The 16,706-nt window shown below is 63.5% G+C and carries 17 protein-coding genes and 2 tRNA genes; 6 read left to right on the forward strand and 13 right to left on the reverse strand.

Going from position 1 to position 16,706, the window contains the following annotated elements:
• Positions 1-5 precede the first annotated feature (5 nt).
• The 9 genes from CDQ91_RS21055 to CDQ91_RS15160 form a co-directional block, all read right to left on the reverse strand.
• Positions 6-125 carry a benenodin family lasso peptide gene (locus tag CDQ91_RS21055; protein WP_144036792.1) on the reverse strand — a complete coding sequence of 40 codons (120 nt, stop codon included), beginning with the start codon at positions 123-125 and terminating at the stop codon, positions 6-8.
• 96 nt (positions 126-221) lie between these two features.
• Positions 222-827, reverse strand: a complete 606-nt coding sequence (locus tag CDQ91_RS15125; protein ID WP_158213694.1) for a GntR family transcriptional regulator — start codon at positions 825-827, stop codon at positions 222-224.
• Positions 828-841: 14 nt separating this feature from the next.
• Positions 842-1,750, reverse strand: coding sequence for a phytanoyl-CoA dioxygenase family protein (locus CDQ91_RS15130; RefSeq protein WP_237246006.1), 909 nt, complete (start codon positions 1,748-1,750; stop codon positions 842-844).
• 10 nt (positions 1,751-1,760) lie between these two features.
• On the reverse strand, positions 1,761-2,375 hold the full coding sequence (locus CDQ91_RS15135) for an acyl-homoserine-lactone synthase (RefSeq protein WP_336579984.1): 615 nt from the start codon (positions 2,373-2,375) through the stop codon (positions 1,761-1,763).
• Positions 2,376-2,465: 90 nt separating this feature from the next.
• On the reverse strand, positions 2,466-3,209 hold the full coding sequence (locus CDQ91_RS15140; protein ID WP_088473576.1) for an autoinducer binding domain-containing protein: 744 nt from the start codon (positions 3,207-3,209) through the stop codon (positions 2,466-2,468).
• Between the two features lie 234 nt (positions 3,210-3,443).
• A complete protein-coding gene (locus CDQ91_RS15145) occupies positions 3,444-4,379 on the reverse strand; it encodes a DUF2493 domain-containing protein (RefSeq protein ID WP_088473577.1) in 936 nt (311 codons plus the stop codon).
• A gap of 320 nt (positions 4,380-4,699) precedes the next feature.
• The gene (locus CDQ91_RS15150) at positions 4,700-5,734 is read right to left on the reverse strand and encodes a DUF7146 domain-containing protein (RefSeq protein WP_088473578.1); all 1,035 of its coding nucleotides are present in this window, start codon (positions 5,732-5,734) and stop codon (positions 4,700-4,702) included.
• Between the two features lie 184 nt (positions 5,735-5,918).
• Positions 5,919-8,012, reverse strand: a complete 2,094-nt coding sequence (locus CDQ91_RS15155) for a ParB/RepB/Spo0J family partition protein (RefSeq protein ID WP_088473579.1) — start codon at positions 8,010-8,012, stop codon at positions 5,919-5,921.
• 119 nt (positions 8,013-8,131) lie between these two features.
• Positions 8,132-9,325, reverse strand: a complete 1,194-nt coding sequence (locus tag CDQ91_RS15160; protein WP_088473580.1) for a DUF932 domain-containing protein — start codon at positions 9,323-9,325, stop codon at positions 8,132-8,134.
• Positions 9,326-9,634: 309 nt separating this feature from the next.
• Between CDQ91_RS15160 and CDQ91_RS15165 the strand changes: the two genes are divergently transcribed.
• Positions 9,635-10,177 carry a ComF family protein gene (locus tag CDQ91_RS15165; RefSeq protein ID WP_088473581.1) on the forward strand — a complete coding sequence of 181 codons (543 nt, stop codon included), beginning with the start codon at positions 9,635-9,637 and terminating at the stop codon, positions 10,175-10,177.
• On the opposite strand, the gene CDQ91_RS15170 is transcribed toward CDQ91_RS15165, so the two are convergent.
• The 3 genes from CDQ91_RS15170 to CDQ91_RS15180 form a co-directional block, all read right to left on the reverse strand.
• On the reverse strand, positions 10,167-10,862 hold the full coding sequence (locus CDQ91_RS15170) for a DNA-processing protein DprA (protein WP_237246018.1): 696 nt from the start codon (positions 10,860-10,862) through the stop codon (positions 10,167-10,169). The two genes, CDQ91_RS15165 and CDQ91_RS15170, sit on opposite strands and share 11 nt — an antisense overlap.
• A gap of 265 nt (positions 10,863-11,127) precedes the next feature.
• A tRNA-Arg gene (locus CDQ91_RS15175) sits at positions 11,128-11,204 on the reverse strand.
• A gap of 202 nt (positions 11,205-11,406) precedes the next feature.
• A tRNA-Arg gene (locus tag CDQ91_RS15180) sits at positions 11,407-11,498 on the reverse strand.
• A 153-nt stretch (positions 11,499-11,651) separates the two neighbouring features.
• On the opposite strand from CDQ91_RS15180, the gene CDQ91_RS15185 reads away from it, so the two are divergent.
• On the forward strand, positions 11,652-12,689 hold the full coding sequence (locus tag CDQ91_RS15185; protein WP_088473716.1) for a YeiH family protein: 1,038 nt from the start codon (positions 11,652-11,654) through the stop codon (positions 12,687-12,689).
• Positions 12,690-12,830: 141 nt separating this feature from the next.
• On the opposite strand, the gene CDQ91_RS21890 is transcribed toward CDQ91_RS15185, so the two are convergent.
• Complete coding sequence (locus CDQ91_RS21890; RefSeq protein ID WP_088473582.1) at positions 12,831-13,622, reverse strand: zinc-ribbon domain-containing protein; 792 nt, start codon at positions 13,620-13,622, stop codon at positions 12,831-12,833.
• 171 nt (positions 13,623-13,793) lie between these two features.
• Between CDQ91_RS21890 and ftsE the strand changes: the two genes are divergently transcribed.
• From ftsE to CDQ91_RS15210, 4 genes are read left to right on the forward strand one after another with little or no spacing between them, the layout of a single operon-like run.
• The gene (gene ftsE, locus CDQ91_RS15195; RefSeq protein WP_088473583.1) at positions 13,794-14,525 is read left to right on the forward strand and encodes a cell division ATP-binding protein FtsE; all 732 of its coding nucleotides are present in this window, start codon (positions 13,794-13,796) and stop codon (positions 14,523-14,525) included.
• A 7-nt stretch (positions 14,526-14,532) separates the two neighbouring features.
• Positions 14,533-15,438, forward strand: coding sequence for a cell division protein FtsX (locus CDQ91_RS15200; protein WP_088473717.1), 906 nt, complete (start codon positions 14,533-14,535; stop codon positions 15,436-15,438).
• Complete coding sequence (locus CDQ91_RS15205) at positions 15,435-15,965, forward strand: YdcF family protein (protein ID WP_088473584.1); 531 nt, start codon at positions 15,435-15,437, stop codon at positions 15,963-15,965. The genes CDQ91_RS15200 and CDQ91_RS15205 overlap by 4 nt, the downstream gene beginning before the upstream one ends.
• Positions 15,962-16,693 (forward strand): lysophospholipid acyltransferase family protein, encoded by a 732-nt coding sequence (locus CDQ91_RS15210; protein ID WP_088473718.1) that lies wholly within the window; start codon positions 15,962-15,964, stop codon positions 16,691-16,693. The genes CDQ91_RS15205 and CDQ91_RS15210 overlap by 4 nt, the downstream gene beginning before the upstream one ends.
• Positions 16,694-16,706: the final 13 nt, after the last annotated feature.

Genomic DNA, 16,706 nt, shown 5'->3' on the forward strand with positions numbered 1-16,706 from the left:
TGGCTTCAATCGACGCTGATGCCGGCGGGCAGTTCATGGCCGCCGATCTCGACCGGCGGCCCGAAGTTGCCGAGGGTGTCGGTGCTGACCGAGCCGAGCTCGACGGTGTCGTTTTCGCGTTCCATCTTCATTTCCTTCCTGATTGCCGCGGAATTGCGGCACCAACAAAGCTACGCCTATGGAAAAGATAGAGTTTAAGTAGTTTTCGGATCAGCAAAATATCATTCGATTGTTTGCGACCGCGGTCGCAATTTGGCGACGACGCGCCCCGCGCGCGCGACTCTCCGCCGATGGAAAAGTGCATTCTTGCTACGAAGTTCGGTCCAATGCGCATTCCGGAAGGCTACCTCCATAGTGCTGAGAAGTTGCTCGGCTGATGGGTCGGTTCGTGCCTCCGCCGCCCGGAAAAACTCGCTTCGCTCGATCATATTGGAGATTGCGAAGCGAATTTCACGATTGCCGTTGAGGAGAGCGATCGCCCGGAACAAGCGCGCGACTCGTGCCGGATAGTCTTCGACCTCCATCCTCGGGAGCGAGGCTTCGGGTTCCGACAAATCAAGAGGTGGATCGCGGAGCGCCAGCCAGATAAGGGCGCTTGCCCAATGATAGAGATCGCAAAGATCTGCCTCGGCAAAGATCGGTTGACGGAAGCCTTCCTGATGCCAACTGTCGACGACACGTTCGCCCGACAGGCGATGGAGAGCCTCGCGAACGGGGGTTGGGCTCGCCGCCAGCCGCTTCGCGAGATGGAAAGGGTCAAGCCGCGTGCCGGGTGGATAGGCGCCGCCGACAATCCTCGCCTTCAGGTCGAGATAGACCCGCTCCATTGTCGATCCCGCGTTCATGCCGCGAGCACCCCGTCGTCGTCGCGACGCTGAGCGGCTACATAGTCCGCAAGCAACGCATCTTGGTCGGGCCGCAGCGCATCGACCGCCGCGATCGGTTCGGAAGGATAGCCGCCGAAAAGCACCGACGGGCATTGTCCCTCGAAATTTCCGAGATTGGGCCGGTGCTGCGCATAACCCGCGAGCGCGGCGAGTTCGGGCGGAAAATCCTTCGCAATCTCGGGCGGATAGGCGAGCCACTGATTTTCATAGGGTTTCAGCCAACCAAGACAGTAGCTGATAATGATACCCCGCCGCACGCCCACACTCCGGTTCGCGCCCGCCCCGTGGAGCGTCGAGCCGAGGAATATGATCGCATCGCCCGGCTCAGCCTCCGCGACGATGGGCGCCTCGGCCGGTTCTTCGACGAGGGCCTCCACCCCGTGGCTTCGCGGCCAGATGACCGTCGCGCCATTCGCTTCGGTGAAGGCGGTGAGCGGCCACATCACATTGAGGAGATATTCAACCTCGCCGATGGCGCCCTGCCACATATCTTGATCCCTATGCGGCAATTGCGCGAGCGCACCGGGGTGAAGCTCGATCGCCTGGGTCAGATTGAGCTGGATCCTATCGCACCATGGACCGAGTGCGGTCTCGGCGAGCGCCAATATGTCGGGGTGCATCACGAGGTCCGTCATATGGGGCGATCGAATCAGCAGCCGGCCAAAGCGCTTGGTGCGCGCGCCGTAAAAGCCGCCCTTGCAATAGGGCGTCTCGGAATAGCGCGGATCGAGGTCGTCCGCGATCTGCGTGATCAGCCCGGCGGGAACCGCAGAACGCATGATGGTATAACCGTCCTGCATCAGTTGGCATCCGGCGGTGGTCGTTTCCGACGCGGCGGCGAGCGAAGAGGGATTGGCGATCATATCACCCTCCTCAAGCCGCATGCGCCGCGGGCGCGGGACTTGCTTGGCTGACGATGCCGGCGGCAGCGAGCTTCGCGCTCGTTGAGCCATCGATATTGATCCGCAGTGCGGTCAGGGCCTGACCCGCGTGCAACATCGGTTCGCCGAGCGCCGTACACTCCCATCCGAAGGTCTGAATCTGGCGGAACCAGCGCAGTTCGGCGACGCCCGTATAGGTGGTCACGGCGTTCGCCAACGCGAAGTCGGCAAGCCCGACGAGAAGGGCATCGCGGGCGACCTTGCGCTGACACGCACCGATGCCGGGCGACAGGCAGAAACGGGTGATCTCCAGAACATTCGGCCCCTGCGGTAGATCGCCTGCGACGAGCGCCGGAAAAAGGCTGTCGAGCAGTGCGGGCTGGGTCGTGAGAAGCAGGCGGGCCGATGCGAGATGCTCGCCCATATCGTCGGTCACGATCAGATAGGTCGCGTCGACATCGTCGAACTGGTCAAGCTCGAACCGGCCCGCCAGCGCGGGCAGGTCCCATTTCAGCAGATCGATGAAGACGCGCTTGCGGGCCTCGAACATGGAGCGGAGCACTTGGTGCTCGCGAGCCCGGTTCTGATGGTCGATAATCAACATCATGGTTTTGCCTCCGTTTTTTAAGAGGCATTCCAATTGAACGGCTTTCCGCCGCCGCGCCATAGCATGATAGGGGGGTGTCGGCAGAAAAACTCAGAACTGCGCGATGTCCGAAAAATTGATGTCGCCACCTCGAAGCGCGCGCACGGTGAGGGGGATTCCACCATGGACGCCGTAGCGCAGCCGCGCATTGCGCAGATGCTCGCGCACCGTATCCGAACTAATGTCGAGTTTACGCGCCACCCGCCAGATCGGATTGCCTTTCGCGGTCCAGATCAGGCATTCACGCTGCCGGTCGGTCAACCGCGGACCGACACGGGCGAGTCCGGGATTGGCAATGAGCTGCGCGGCTTCAAAGGCAGGTCCGCCGATCATCCGTGCGAACAGCAGCGCGGCAGGGCTCGCGGCGCGGCCAGGCTTCCAGGCGAAAGATACGGATCCGAAGGGCTCGCCGGCCAGATGCGCCGGAATAGTGAGACCATCGCCGATATCATGCCGCCTGGCCTCGGTGAGGATCAGCTCATCACCGGGCCGCGCCGTTTCGCGATGGATCCTCTCGTGCCACAGAAAGCCAGCCATGCTGCGCTGGCTCTCCCGGTGTACGGGATCGGATAGTCCCAGCCGGCGCTCATCGAACCAAAGCGCCCAGTCTTCGGGATAATTATGGACGCGCACGCCTTTTCCCGATGCCGCGAGAAAATCTATATGATGGCTCAGCGCAAACCATGAGCAGCCGATGCAAGCACAGACCTCCTGGAGGAGGTCGGCGAGACCCGCCGCATTTTTAACCTGCGAAATCTCGAGCACAAAAGCATGCGCAGCGTCAATTGTCAGCATTGCGACCCGTGGCGCGCCGACCGCCCTTTTCCGAGCCGGTCGGTCCGCGTGCCCCTCGTCAGGGCCGGCAAATATGCTCTCTTACAAGGCTCGTTGCCGGCGACGATGCGATCGCCCTTGACCCAGGCGATTCTACAATGATGTCAAAATGCAGGATCAACGCCGGAATTTCAAATATATTCGAGAGATAGAACCAGATTGAGGACATCTCTTGTGAGATTTGATGGCTTGGCGTCACGCATGGCGCTTGCGGAAGTCCCATATCGCGATGCCCATTTTCATCGCCTTGTCGGCGAGATTATCCTGAATGCCGGTCCCGGGGAAGATGATGAGGCCCGCCGGAAGCGCCTCGAGCATCCGGTCATTGCGCTTGAAGGGTGCGGCCTTGCCGTGCCGGTTCCAGTCGGGCCGAAAGGCCACTTGTGCGACCTCGCGACTGTCGGCCCAGCATGCTGCCGCCCGTTCGGCCCCGGTCGGGGTCGCGCCGTGGAGAAGGATCATGTCGGGGTGCCGGGTTTTGGCTTTGTCGAGCGCATCCCAGATCATGCCATGATCGCCGCAGTCTGTGCCGCCCGAAAAGGCGATTCTTGTGCCTTCGGGCAACAGCGCCGCCGCTTTGGCGCGTAGCCGGGCATCGAGAAAGTCGCGGCTGTCGATCAGCGATGCGGTCATCGTCCGGTGCTGGACCCGCGATCCGGCGCGCGGCGCCCAGGCCTTGCGCATCAAGGTACGAAACTGATCGGCGGCCGCTTCGCGGAAATACTCCATCGCATCGCGCCGTTCGATCAGCGAAATGCCTTCCTGCGTCGCGCGCTCCAACTCGACCGACCGGACCTCGCTGCCATCTTGTTCCCGCTGAAGTCGGCGCTGAAGCTGCTCATTATCGTCGAGACTGCGCTCGACCCGTTCGCCGGCGCGGTGGAAGAGATTGACGAGGTTCCAGAGCAGATCGTCGAGGTCGGGCTCGATCCGCGTTTCGACAATGCACCCTGCGAGCGCATCGAACATGTCGGCGATCGCGCCGCCTGCGAGATGGGCATCGGGAAGGGGCCGCGGATCGGGTTCGTCTTCGAACGAGCGATGGCCGAAGAGTTGCATCTCCTGGAGGAGATGGGCGGTTGTGCCGGGTTCAGTGGCACGGTCGCGGGAAGCGCTGGTCGGATCGGTCATAGTCGGTCTCCATCTCTCGGTGCCGCGCCTCGCGCGGCCTTCGCGGCGACGACAGGCGGCAGGCGGTGTGGGACCGCACCCCGGCACGCCGGGGCCGGAGCGCCAGCGGAGGATGGCGGACCAAGGCTATTTTGCCTCGCGATGCAAAGGGGCCGCGGGCCCCGGCGGAAAATAGCCGCCGGTCCGCCATTGCGGCGCCCGCGCCGCCTGCCGCAGTCGCCCTCTCCCGAAGGCCGGGGCGAGGCTCCGTTCAGAATGGCCCCAAATCCGCCGCTGGCGAACTGTTCCCGCCCCGTCCTTTCCGGCCCATATCGCCGTCGTCAGAGGTAACGCAGTCGATCGGATATCGCGATCTGGCTCCGCAGCGATGAAACCAGCCCGTCTCGCCCGAGTCCGACAAGGTCATCGTTGAAATCACCGCGGCGGGGTTCGAGCGGCATGATCTCGATCCCGGCCCCTGCCGCGCGCTCGCCAAGGGTCGCCAGTGCGGCCGCGCCGGCTGGATCATCGTCGCGCGCGACATAGAACCGCTTCAAACATGCGGGGAACATAAGGGCAGCGAGATGTGCCGCTGAGAGCCCCGCTATCATCGGCATGGCGGGAAGTGCCTGTCGGAGCGAAAGCATGGTTTCGATGCCTTCACCCGCCGCCATGACGGGGCCGGCCGGTCCGAACCGCACTCCGTGCCCCAGAAGATGTCCCATGGCGCGGCGCGGATAAGCGATTGGCGCTTTCCGTTTCGTCGCCGGATCGAGCCAGGTACGGTGGACTCCCGTGATCGCGCCATTCAGGTCGGTCACAGCGGCGATCATCGCCGGCCAAGCCGGTGGGCCCCCGGGGGCATCGTCCTCGGATGGGCGATAAAAGCAGCGCGGATGAAATCGCAACCAGTCGCAGTCGGACGTTTGGGCGATAGACCGGGCCGCGAGATAGGCGTCGGCAAGGCTTCCGAGCAATGGTTTGGAGGCAGCCCAGAGTTTGCGCGCCGCTTCAGGCGTCCCCTGCGGAGCCGTCTTGGGTGCAGGATTCCTCGGCGCACCCTGCACCAGCGGCAAGCTCAGGAATCGGCGGGCCTCGTCCAAACTCTCCCGAAAGTTCACATGGCCACAACTTGCTGCGATGATGTCGAGGAGGTCACCATGGTCGCCGCTCGCAGCGTCGGTCCATTTGCCCGCGGTGCCGTTCCCGTCAACATGATCCGCGAGGCGAACATAGAGGCTCCGCCCAGGCGTATTATGGACGTCGCCGACCAACCAGTAATGGCCCTCACGGCGTCCGTTCGAAAGATAGCGGCGGCAAACGGCTTCGGCGTACTTGCCGAGACGGCGAGCGATATCGGCGGCAGGACCGGACATACACGGCTCCTTTGCTCCGCGGCCCTCCGCCGTCTTCGAGCGACGCGGCGCGAACCGTCCCAGCGGCCCCTGCCGGTGACGAAATCAGATGTTCGTGCAGGCATCCGAAGATTCAAGGCTAGGGCAGAAAAAAGGGAAGCCCGGCACGAAGCCGAACTTCCCAATCGATTGGCGGTGAAGAAATCTATTCAGCGGCCACCGCGCCGCGTCCATCGCTGTCCTCTACGCCGGCATCCGGCGCCTCGTCGTCATTTGCGGGCTGCAGGTCCGCAGCAACGACCGGATCGGGCGTACGGAGCGGCTTGGCAAGCCATCCCCTGCCCTGCATCAACTCTTCGGCCGCGCTCGCCATCGCCGGCTTCTTCATGCCGTCGAGCCGGCCAGCGACCTCGGCCCCGCAGGCTTCCTCGACCGCCGCGAGAATTTGCGGCTTGGTGACGCGGCCAAGATAGTTGGTCACTGTCGCCACCCAACCGACCGCGACCATATCGAGACCGGTCGCCCGGGCGAGGACATGCGAATGCTCGATGCGGGCTGCGACCGCACGCACCGACACACGGCCCTGATTATATTGGGTTGCGGGCTCCCAGGTCGCATCGACGCCGAACGAGACGCAATGCGCGAAGAGCGCCGCCTGCTCGTCGGCATCAAGGGCCGCAAGCACCTCCCAGACCGCATCGGTCCCGTCCGGAAGTCGCGCCGACCATGCTTCGTGCCGTTCGTTGATGGTCTTGGCAGACGACGTGTCATTGAGCCCGGTCCCATAACCAACGAGCCGATTGCTTCGCACGGCGATGCCAACACAACTCGCCGCCGAGGCATAGGTGTAGAAAGTTTCGAGAACGAGCGCGTGCAGCATGGCGGCGAAGGCGACCAACGGGCTCGACGCCACCGCGTCCCGCAACGCGAGAGTCCGGTGGGCGGTCAGATCCGTCACGAGTTTGTCGGGCAGCGGGCGAAGAAGATCGTCGGGATCCTCCTCGTCGGCGATTTCCGGAAGCGAGCTTTCCCCTTCCCGGTCGACACCTTCACCCATCTGCTCCGCACCGCCATCGTCCTGACCGGCCTCAACGTCGCTTTCGTCAACCGGCTCGATCGGCTCATCTTCGGGCCGGACAAAGCCGCGCTCGATATGGAGCGACCCGTCGACGTCGATGCTGACGAAAGCACCGGCGATGGCCATCTCAACTGGATCATAGACAAATGGCTTTGAGACCAAGGGCGCGATTTCCTCGTCGATCGCCTGGATGCGAGCGGCGACGTCGTCGGGGATTTCGTCCTCGCCAGCCCATTGGTCTTCGAGTCGATCCGCTTCCTCCCGAAGCGCTTCGAGCCGGGCATCGTCCTCCTCGCTCGACGGAGCGGCCTCGCCGTCGAGCCCGCGCAGGCCGTAAGTATGACCGTAGGGGAAGTCGACCGCGGCCTCGACCCACTTCCAGCCTTCCACCGCGATCGCCGCGACTTCGGCCTCGAACTTCTCGGTCTGAAGGCGATCAAGCAACGCGACATCTTCGAGCCAGCCGCCGTCATCGGATTCGAACAAATCACGAAGGACATGACCGCCGGCCGCGAGATAGGCATCGAGCGTGACGAACCGCACTCGCTTGTCCGATGCCCGCACCTTGTCTTCGGTGAGGCGGGCCCGGATGAACCAGGGCTGCTGATTGGAGCTCGTCTGGAGCATCTCCCAGACCTGCTCCTGGCGCGCATGATCGCTCGCGACCGAGAAGGCCATCAACTGCTCGAGGGTCATGCCATCTTCGGCATAGACATCGTGCAGCGCAGGCGAAATTTCGGCGAGCTTCAGCCGCTGCTTCACGACCGCCGGCGTCACCATGAAAGTCGCCGCGACGGTGTCGATGTCGCTGCCCTGTTCGACGAGTTTCTGCATCGCGCGGAACTGATCGAGCGGATGCAGCGGTTCGCGATGGACATTTTCGGCCAGCGAATCTTCCTCCGCCGACACGGTGTCATCGTCGCGCACGATGCAAGGCACCGGTTCGGTCTTGGCCATGCGGCGCTGCTTGACCAGTTGCTGCAGGGCCCGGAAGCGGCGGCCGCCCGCCGGTACTTCATAGCAGCCGGTCTCGTTACCGTCGCCGTCGCGTTGCGCACGAACGGTCAGGCTCTGAAGGAGGCCGCGCCGCTCGATATCGGCGGCAAGGCTGTCGATCGACACGCCCGCCTTGACCCGGCGGACATTCGCCTGGCTGAGGACAAGAGCGCTGAACGGGATGTCCCGCGCACCGCTGAGCGTGATCTTCGCATGTTTCGTCATGACTCATCTCCATGACGGGCCGCCGCGAGTCTCTCTCCCGGCTTCTGGCCCGTCATGGCTCCGGCGCAGCCCTCTTCCTCTGGGGAAGCGGACCACGCCGGACACATGCGCGGGCGGGACTAGCGCACCGAGGCAAGCAGTTTCGCACCCTTTCCTTCCAGTTCTAGGCGCGCGTCCTGATGCGGCCGGTCGCGTGCAACAGCGTTGATGCCCTGGACGAAGTCGAAGATCGACGATGGGGGATGACCTTCTTCCTGAAGGACCGTGGCAATGATCTTGTCGGTTTCGCCTTTCGAGAATCCGCGCTTGCGCAGGAAGCTCTGCCGTTCATCACCATCCTGTGCGACGATAGCGGCGCGCGCCGCCTTGATCCCGTTCAGGAAGGACCCGGGCGAAGAGGAAGCAAAGCGCTCCAGCGCCGGTGCTGCCTCTTGCGCGAAGCGCCCGGCTGCGAACTTGCTGTGACGGATACTGATTTCCTCGAAGCCCTCGGCGCCCCAGATGTTCCGGTTCATGCACACGGCTCGCAGGTAAAACGTCGCCATGCCGAGCGTTTTCGAGCCGACCTCGCTGTTCCAACAATAGAATCCGCGAAAAAAGAGATCGGGTTCGCCGTTCGGTAGTCGCCCCGCCTCGATCGGGTTCGCGTCGTCGACGAGGAAGAGAAAGACGTCCCGGTCACTCGCATAGAGCGTGGTACTATCCTTGGTCACCTCGACGAAGGGGTTGTGTCGCATCGTCGACCAGTCGAGCATGCCGGGAACTTTCCAGCGCGTGTCGCCCGTCCCGTTCCCCGCGATCTTCATGACCGCCGACACCAGTTCATGGTCCCAGATGCGACCATAGTCCGGGCCGGTGACGGCGCGCAGCTCGGTTCGGCCATCCCCGGTCTCGAGGGTCTTCACGAGTTCGCCGCGGTGCGCGATCAAGCCATGCTGCATATTGATCCCCGCCAGGGCCGCAGGCAGCTGGCGCAGATAACCCGACGGTGCGCCCACGAGGCTGCAAAGCTGGCCGAATGACCAGTGGGTCGGCGCCACCGGCTCGGCGCGATCGGGAAGCAAAAGGCTGAGCCGCTCTGGATTGTCGCTCGCAGCCTCGACCCGAATCGCGCGGGTTTCGACCGTGCGGGTGGTCGCAATCTCTGCGCGGGCCCGAACCGCCTCGAAAAGCGCGTTCAGCGAAAGATAGCGCTCATCATCGGGGCGCGAGAACCATTCCGACGAAACGCGGCCGATGCGCTGGCCGCGTGAAATATCGACCTTGTATCCCGGTGAGGGATCGGCGGTCGCCGGTTGGATAGGATAGGTCATGGCAAGTCTCCGCGACGAGCGCCTGGAGCCTCTCTCCAAGCCTTCACCCGTCACGGGCTCCTGGCCCCCTCTCACTCTGGCTGCGGATCGGCTCGGAGGCGGAACCCCTCCGGATTTCTGGCAAATCATTGAAAGCGAACGGGAAACGATATGTTGTCATGTTCTGATCGGCGCCGATTAGCGCCCCCGCAACATTCCTATTCCCCAAGTCATCTAAAATAGTTACACCGCACGGAGGCAGCGTCCGCTTCGGCGACGCCCCACATGCACGAACTTTCCAAAGCGAGCGAAATCTTATACGGTTCGTCGATGGATATCAGTCACGAGAGCTTGCACGGGCAAGACATCACGATCCTTGGGCCGTATCGGCCGTGGCGGTATCACAAAGAACAGGGTGGCGACGGCTCCAACTATCCCTCGCACAGCGGACGGATCCTCGATCTGAAGGATAGCAAGGCCGAAGGGATCGACTATTTCTGCACCTTCATCTCGCCGCGAATCGGCCGCTATTCGTTGGTTGCCGCGGTCCCATCACACGATCCGGCGAAGACTGTGTCAGGGATAAAGTCGCTTGCGGCAAAACTCGAAGCGGCAGTGAACTGCAAGAATGTGAGCTCGCTTGTCGTTCGGCATACGAAGATTCAGAAGCTCGCCGACGGCGGCAATCGCAGCGTCGACATCCATCTGGGCTCGATCGCAATCGAGAACGCCGAGCCGATTGCTGGGCATTCGATCCTTCTGCTGGATGATGTCATGACTACGGGCAATTCGCTGCTCGCGTGCCGCAAGCTGCTGCTCGACGCCGGCGCCGACCTCGTGAAGTGCGTTGCGCTCGGCCGAACTACTTACTGATGCGTTCCAAGACATCCTCGACGCGCTCGAGAATGACGCACTTCTCATAGGGGAGGAAACGCTTCGGCCATGAGAGCTGCGGATTCTCGACAACCGATTTGGCGATGAACAACCACCGTCCGAGGCGCTGACATTCCGCGCTCTGATGAAGCGTTCCCGAACTGTCGGACGCCTCGATGACAACGGTCGCGTCGGATACCGCCGCCATCAGTCGATTGCGCTCGGGGAAGTTGGACTTGAACGTGCGAGCGCCGACGGAAAACTGCGAGATCAGCAAATGATCACGATAGATGCGTTCCTGAAGCTGCGCATTCTTTGCCGGATAGACCTTGTTGATCGGGGTCCCGATCACGGCCGCAACACGTCCAGCCGCGCCAATCGCAGCGTTCAATGCTTCCGTATCGACGCCTTCCGCGAGCCCCGACACCACCGCAACGCCGGCGCTCACCAACCCCTTGGCGAGTTTACGGGCCCGCGCTGCGCCTTCCGGCGACACTTTTCGCGTCCCGACAATCGCGACGGCAGGCGTCGTCAAGCAATCGAGATTGCCGGCATAGAAAATGTCCTTGGACCGATCACGCTCGCCACCGAACATCAGGTCAAGCTGCTTGGATCCGAACGGCGAACCGCCCCGCCTCGCCAGAATGTCGGCAAGATCGACGCACTGGACGTCTTCGGGGGGCATATAGGACACCGACAATTCGCTCTGGGTATACCTCGTAGAGCCCCTATCCGTTCGCTGATGGAAGAGCGGCACGTTCATAGGTGGAGCCTACAAGATTCAGGCATTAGATTCAACCGCTTAGGTTCAAAACAAAATGACTCGAAATCAGCGGTTTAGCCGAGTTTCTACCAGATCGGCGTCACCGCCAGGAACCCGTCGGCAAGCGGACAAGCGATCGGCGACGAGCTGAGTTTCGTCGCCCACATAACAAGAATTTGGTGATTGATGGTGCACCCGACAGGATTCGAACCTGTGACCTTCGCCTTCGGAGGGCGACACTCTATCCAGCTGAGCTACGGGTGCTTCGGGGCGTTGCCTAGCCGCTTGAGTGGCGATCGGTCAACGGATTCGATTCAGTTTAGTCCGATCTGTGCCGACACTTTGCTCTGCAGCCGGCAACGCTGCCATATCCCTTCGTACTCTATGATACTACGTAGTATGCTTACGTCATGCTTACGCGAACGGGAATTACCAGAATGGTTCGTTACGACGGCGGACGAATTTCATAGAAAACCAATGCGTTAGAACGAGGTTTTATTTGAAATTGAGAGCTTGACCTCTGCCTTCGGAGGGCAGCGCTCTATCCAGCTGAGCTACGGGTGCCGGTAGAGCGCGGCCTCTAGCAAGCTCCGGGCGCGCCAGCAATGGCCTTATCGCACGATCATTGCGCAGACGCATCCGTGAGTGCAAAGCGGGGCCGCCGCCACGCCACAGGGAGCCGACGTGAAACCATCCGAAACGCGCTGGCCGATGGCCGCCGACCTTTATGGCGAGATGCAGCTTGAGGTGCATCCGCCTGCGCGGCATCGCTGGCGTGACTATCTGCCCGGCATTCTCGTCACCGGCATCGCCGCGCTCGCCGCCGCGTGGCTCGCCGACCATTATGCCGCGCCGCTGGTCCTGATGGGGCTGCTCATCGGTCTCTCCATGAGCTTTTTGTCGCAGGACAAACGCACCCACGCCGGGCTCGACCTGATGTCGCAGACTGCGCTGCGCATCGGCATCGTCCTCGTCGGCGCGCGGATCACCGCGCAGCAGTTCGCCGAACTTGGCCCGCTGCCCTTCGCCCTGCTGATCCTGATCATGCTCGCGGTGATCATCGTCACCGTCGCCAGCGCGCGACTGTTCCGGCAGGACAGCCATGCCGCGCTGCTCGCCGGCGGCGCGACCGCGATCTGCGGCGCGTCGGCGGCGCTCGCGCTCTATTCGCTGATCGGCGACAAGCGCGTCGATCAGGCGCGCTTCACCATGACTCTCGTCGGCATCACCGTCGCGAGCGCGCTCGCCATGTCGGCCTACCCCGTGCTCGCCGCCGAATTCGGGCTGACCGACGCGCAGGCTGGCTTCCTGATCGGCGCGTCGATCCACGACGTCGCGCAGGCGATCGGCGGCGGCTTTTCCTTCTCACCAGAGGCGGGCGAGGTGGCAACGATCGTCAAGCTGGCGCGTGTCGCGCTGCTCGCGCCAATGCTGATGCTCATCGCAATGTGGATCGGCCAAGCCGCCGACGGCGAAGGCGGCAAGATGCGCATCCCGCTGCGGCTGCCCTGGTTCATCACCGGCTTTCTGGCGGTCGCTGCGGTCAATTCGCTGATCGCTATCCCCGCGCCGATTCAAAACGCCGCAAACAGCGGTGCGCAGGCGCTGTTGCTGCTCGCGGTCGTCGCCACCGCGATGAAGGCGCAGCTCGCGCTACTGCTCGATCAGGGCTGGCGCAGCTTCGCGCCGATCATCGTCGCGACGCTGACCAGCTTTTTGCTGTCGCTGGCGGCGGCGCTCAGCCTGTGACGCCGTGACGCCACGGCCAAGACGGGCCTTCCCACCTCCGTTTGTGCTGAGCTTGTCGAAGCACTGCTCTTCTTTCCGAGGCCAAAAGAAAGAACGGCTCTTCGACATGCTCAGGGCGAACGGTGATGAAAACTTGCTCGCTTAGTTTTTTGGTAAGGCCCAGCTGACGGTCAGCTGCGTCGCGCGGCGCGGAATGTCGAGCTTCGCTTCGCTGAAATTGACCTTTTCATTCGGCGGCAGCATCCGCACCGGCGGCTTGATCGTCCAACTATAGACGATCGTCCCCTGCGCATCGCGCAGTTCGGCAAGGATCGGCGGCACACGCTGTTCGCGATCGGTCGGGTTGATGATCACCCCCGAAGCGGCGAAATAGATCGTCCCGTCGGCGAGTTCGCGGTGATCCTGATTGGGTGGAAGCTCGATCACCAGATCGGGCTCATCGGCGGCGCCCGGAAGCCCCAGCCCCTGCGCCCAACTCGGCAACCCGAACCAATAAAGCGCACCTGTTGCGCCCAGCATCAGCGCCGCGGCGCCAGCGGCGATGATCGTCCAGCGTTTCGCCGGGTTGCGGCGAGCGCGGCGGAAAGGCAGCGGCGCATCGTTCAGGGGCGTCCGGGTGGGACGCGGCGCGGGTTCCGCCGATGTCGGTGCCGCAAAAGTCTCAGGCGGCGGGGACGGAGCGGGGTCGGCCACCGTCGGCGGCGCAACATCGACCTGCGCAGCCGCTACGGGCGCGGGAGAAGTCGGAGCAGATGCCGGTTCCGGAACCGCTGCTGGGGCCGGGGCCAGCGGCGCGGCCGTGGCGGCACCCACCGCGGGTTCCTGAAACCAGCTGTGCCGACAGCTGGCGCAGCGCACCGTGCGACCGTTTGGACCGATCGCCGTATCGGGTACGACATAGCGGGTGTGGCAGGACGGACAGGCGAGGATCATGGGATCCCTCTAAACACGCTGAGTCGCGGTGTTGCAAGCGCCGCGTCATGTACCCGCGATTACTCGCCGCTTTACCTCGCCGAACAGCCGTGCAACAGGCGTCGGGATGAGCGCGGAGGCTCCCCTGCTGACCAAACAAGCAAAGGCGCGAAATCGCGCCGGGGTGACGCCATGACATTGACAACGCTCCCACGCCCCGGCGGCGCGATGGTTGAATTCGACGGCGTCGGGCTTCGCTATGGCCCCGACGCCGAAGTGCTCGCCGACATCAGCTTCAACCTGCAACCGGGCAGCTTCTATTTTCTGACCGGCGCATCGGGCGCGGGCAAGACCTCGCTGCTCAAATTACTCTATCTCGCGCAGCGCCCGAGCCGCGGCATCGTCCGCCTGTTCGGCGAGGATCTGGTATCGATGCCGCGCCATCGCCTGCCTGGCTTTCGCCGCCGCATCGGCGTCGTTTTTCAGGACTTCCGCCTGATCCCGCACCTGTCGGCGCGCGACAATATCGCCTTGCCGCTGCGCATAGCCGGGGTCAGCGAAGAGGATCTGTCGGGCCCGGTCGGCGAAATGTTGAGCTGGATCGGACTCAGCGAACGCGCCCATGCGCGCCCCGCCACGCTGTCGGGCGGCGAACAGCAGCGCGTCGCGATCGCACGCGCGGTGATCGCACGCCCGCAATTGCTGATCGCCGACGAACCGACGGGCAACGTCGACCCCGAAATGGCGATGCGGCTGCTCGGGCTGTTCGAGGCGCTCAATCGCCTCGGCACCACCGTCGTCGTCGCGACCCACGATATCCATCTGATCAGCCGGATCGAAAATGCCCAGATGATGCGGCTCGAGCGCGGCCGCCTCGCCGATCCGACCGGCGCACTACGCTATCCACCGGCGAACAGAGCATGATTTGCGCATGATCATCCCGCGCGTCCCCGTCCAGCACCGCCGCCTGCTTCCCGATCGCCGCCTGTCGGGGCCGACGCCATGGGTCATCGCGTTGTTGATGATGCTTACCCTGCTCGCTGCCGCCGCGGGGGTCGGGCTCGCACGGTCGGCGAACGCTATCGGCGATGCCATCGCCGGACGCGTCACGGTACAGATAGTCACCGCCAACCCGGTGACCCGCGCCGAGCAGGCGCGTGCCTTGCGCCGCCGTGCTGCTGCGCAAAGCTTCGTTCTTTCAGCACGCTCGGTTGAGCCGGAAGAATTGCAGGCAACGCTCGGCCAATGGTTCGGCAGCGCCGAGGGCGACGATCCGGTCCTGAAATCGCTGCCGCTGCCCGCGCTGATCGACATTGATTTTGTCGGCGAGAAGCATGCCAACCATGTGCGCGCACTGCAAAAGCTGGTCGCGGAGGAAGCGCCGGGCGCGCGGATCATCCCGCACGCCGAATGGCTGGGACCGGTCGCGCGGCTGATCCGGTCGCTTGCATGGGTCGCGGGCGGACTGGTGGTGCTGATGGCACTCGCCAGCGCCGCGGTGGTGATCATGACCGCACGCGCCGCGCTCGCCACGCATTTTCCGACGATAGAGATGCTCCACCTGATCGGCGCAACCGACCGCCAGATCACCCGCCTGTTCCAGCGCCGCATCGCGATCGACACCGCCTATGGCATCGCGCTCGGCACCACGGTCGCAGCAGCGATCCTGCTGTTGATCGGCCTGCAATGGACGGGAGTCACCTCGGGGCTCGCCGCGACCGCATCGCTTGGGGTCGCAGGCTGGCTGCTCTTGCTGGCGTTGCCGCTATTGGCTATCGCGCTTGCAGCCCTTACCGCGCGGCAGACCCTGCTCAGCGCGCTCAAGAAGATTTTATGATCAAGCGCCTGATTTCCTTGCTCTTCCTGGCCTGGGTACTCGGCTTCGCATGGTTTGCGCTGCTCTTGCCGCTGCCTGCCAAGGATCAGAAGACCGACGCCATCGTCGTCCTCACCGGCGGTCCCGGCCGCATCGACCGCGCGCTCGAACGGCTCGAGGCGGGCGACGCCAAGCGCCTGCTGATCAGCGGCGTCGCGCGAGAGGTCAAGCCGCGCGAACTCGCCGCAACCTATCACCGGCCGATGAAATTATTCGATTGCTGCATCGCGCTGGGGTTCGAGGCCGAAGATACGCGCTCGAACGCCACCGAAGTCGCGACCTGGGCCCAGCGACGCAACTATCAGAGCATCCGGCTGATCACCACCGACTGGCATATGCGCCGCGCCGAATATGAAATCGCCCGCGCAGTCGGCGACAAGGTGACGATCCTGCCCGACGCGGTGCGCAGCCAGCCGAGCTTCGCGACCTTGTTCCGCGAATATCATAAATATCTGGCTGGAATCGCCGGCGGATGGCTCGGCCTGTGAGATACACCATCGCCCTGATCCGTTCGATCCTGTTCTGGATCGCCTTTTTCGTGATGAGCAGCATCAGCTCGATCGGCGGGGTCATCGCGCTGCCGATTTCACATCGCGGCACCATTTTTTTCGTGCGCATCTGGGCCAATTCGCACCGCTATTTCTGCCGCTTTCTGCTCGGCCAGACGATCATCGTCGAGGGCGAGATGCCCGACATCCCGGTGCTCTATGTCTTCAAGCATGAATCGGCGTTCGAGACGGTCGAACAACCGATGCTGTTCAAGCATCCTGCGGTGTTCGCAAAAGAAGAGCTGTTCTCCATCCCCGTCTGGGGTCAGGCAGCGCGCTTCTATGGCCTGATCCCGGTCGACCGCGACGGCGGCGGCAAGGCGATGCGCGCAATGCTCGGCGCCGCAAAAGCTGCCCTCGCGGCGGGTCGGCCGCTCTGCCTGTTCGCTGAAGGGACACGCGTTCCGCATGGCGAGGCGCCAGAGCTTCGCGCGGGTTTCGCGGGCATGTACCGCCTGCTCGGGGTGCCGGTGATCCCCGTCGCCGTGAACAGCGGCCTCGCCTATCCCCCGAGGCGCTGGGTCAAATGGCCGGGTACGATCACCTACAAGGTCGGTGAGACGATCCCCGCCGGGCTGCCGCGCGAGGAAGCCGAAGCGCGGGTGCGCGTGGCGATCAATGCGTTGAATCCGCCGGAGGCGTTGCTAACGGCCAGCCCCCAAATCTAAACCCGTTCGCATC

This window comes from Sphingopyxis witflariensis (assembly GCF_002205635.1).
In the GTDB taxonomy this organism is placed as follows: Bacteria; Pseudomonadota; Alphaproteobacteria; order Sphingomonadales; family Sphingomonadaceae; genus Sphingopyxis; species Sphingopyxis witflariensis.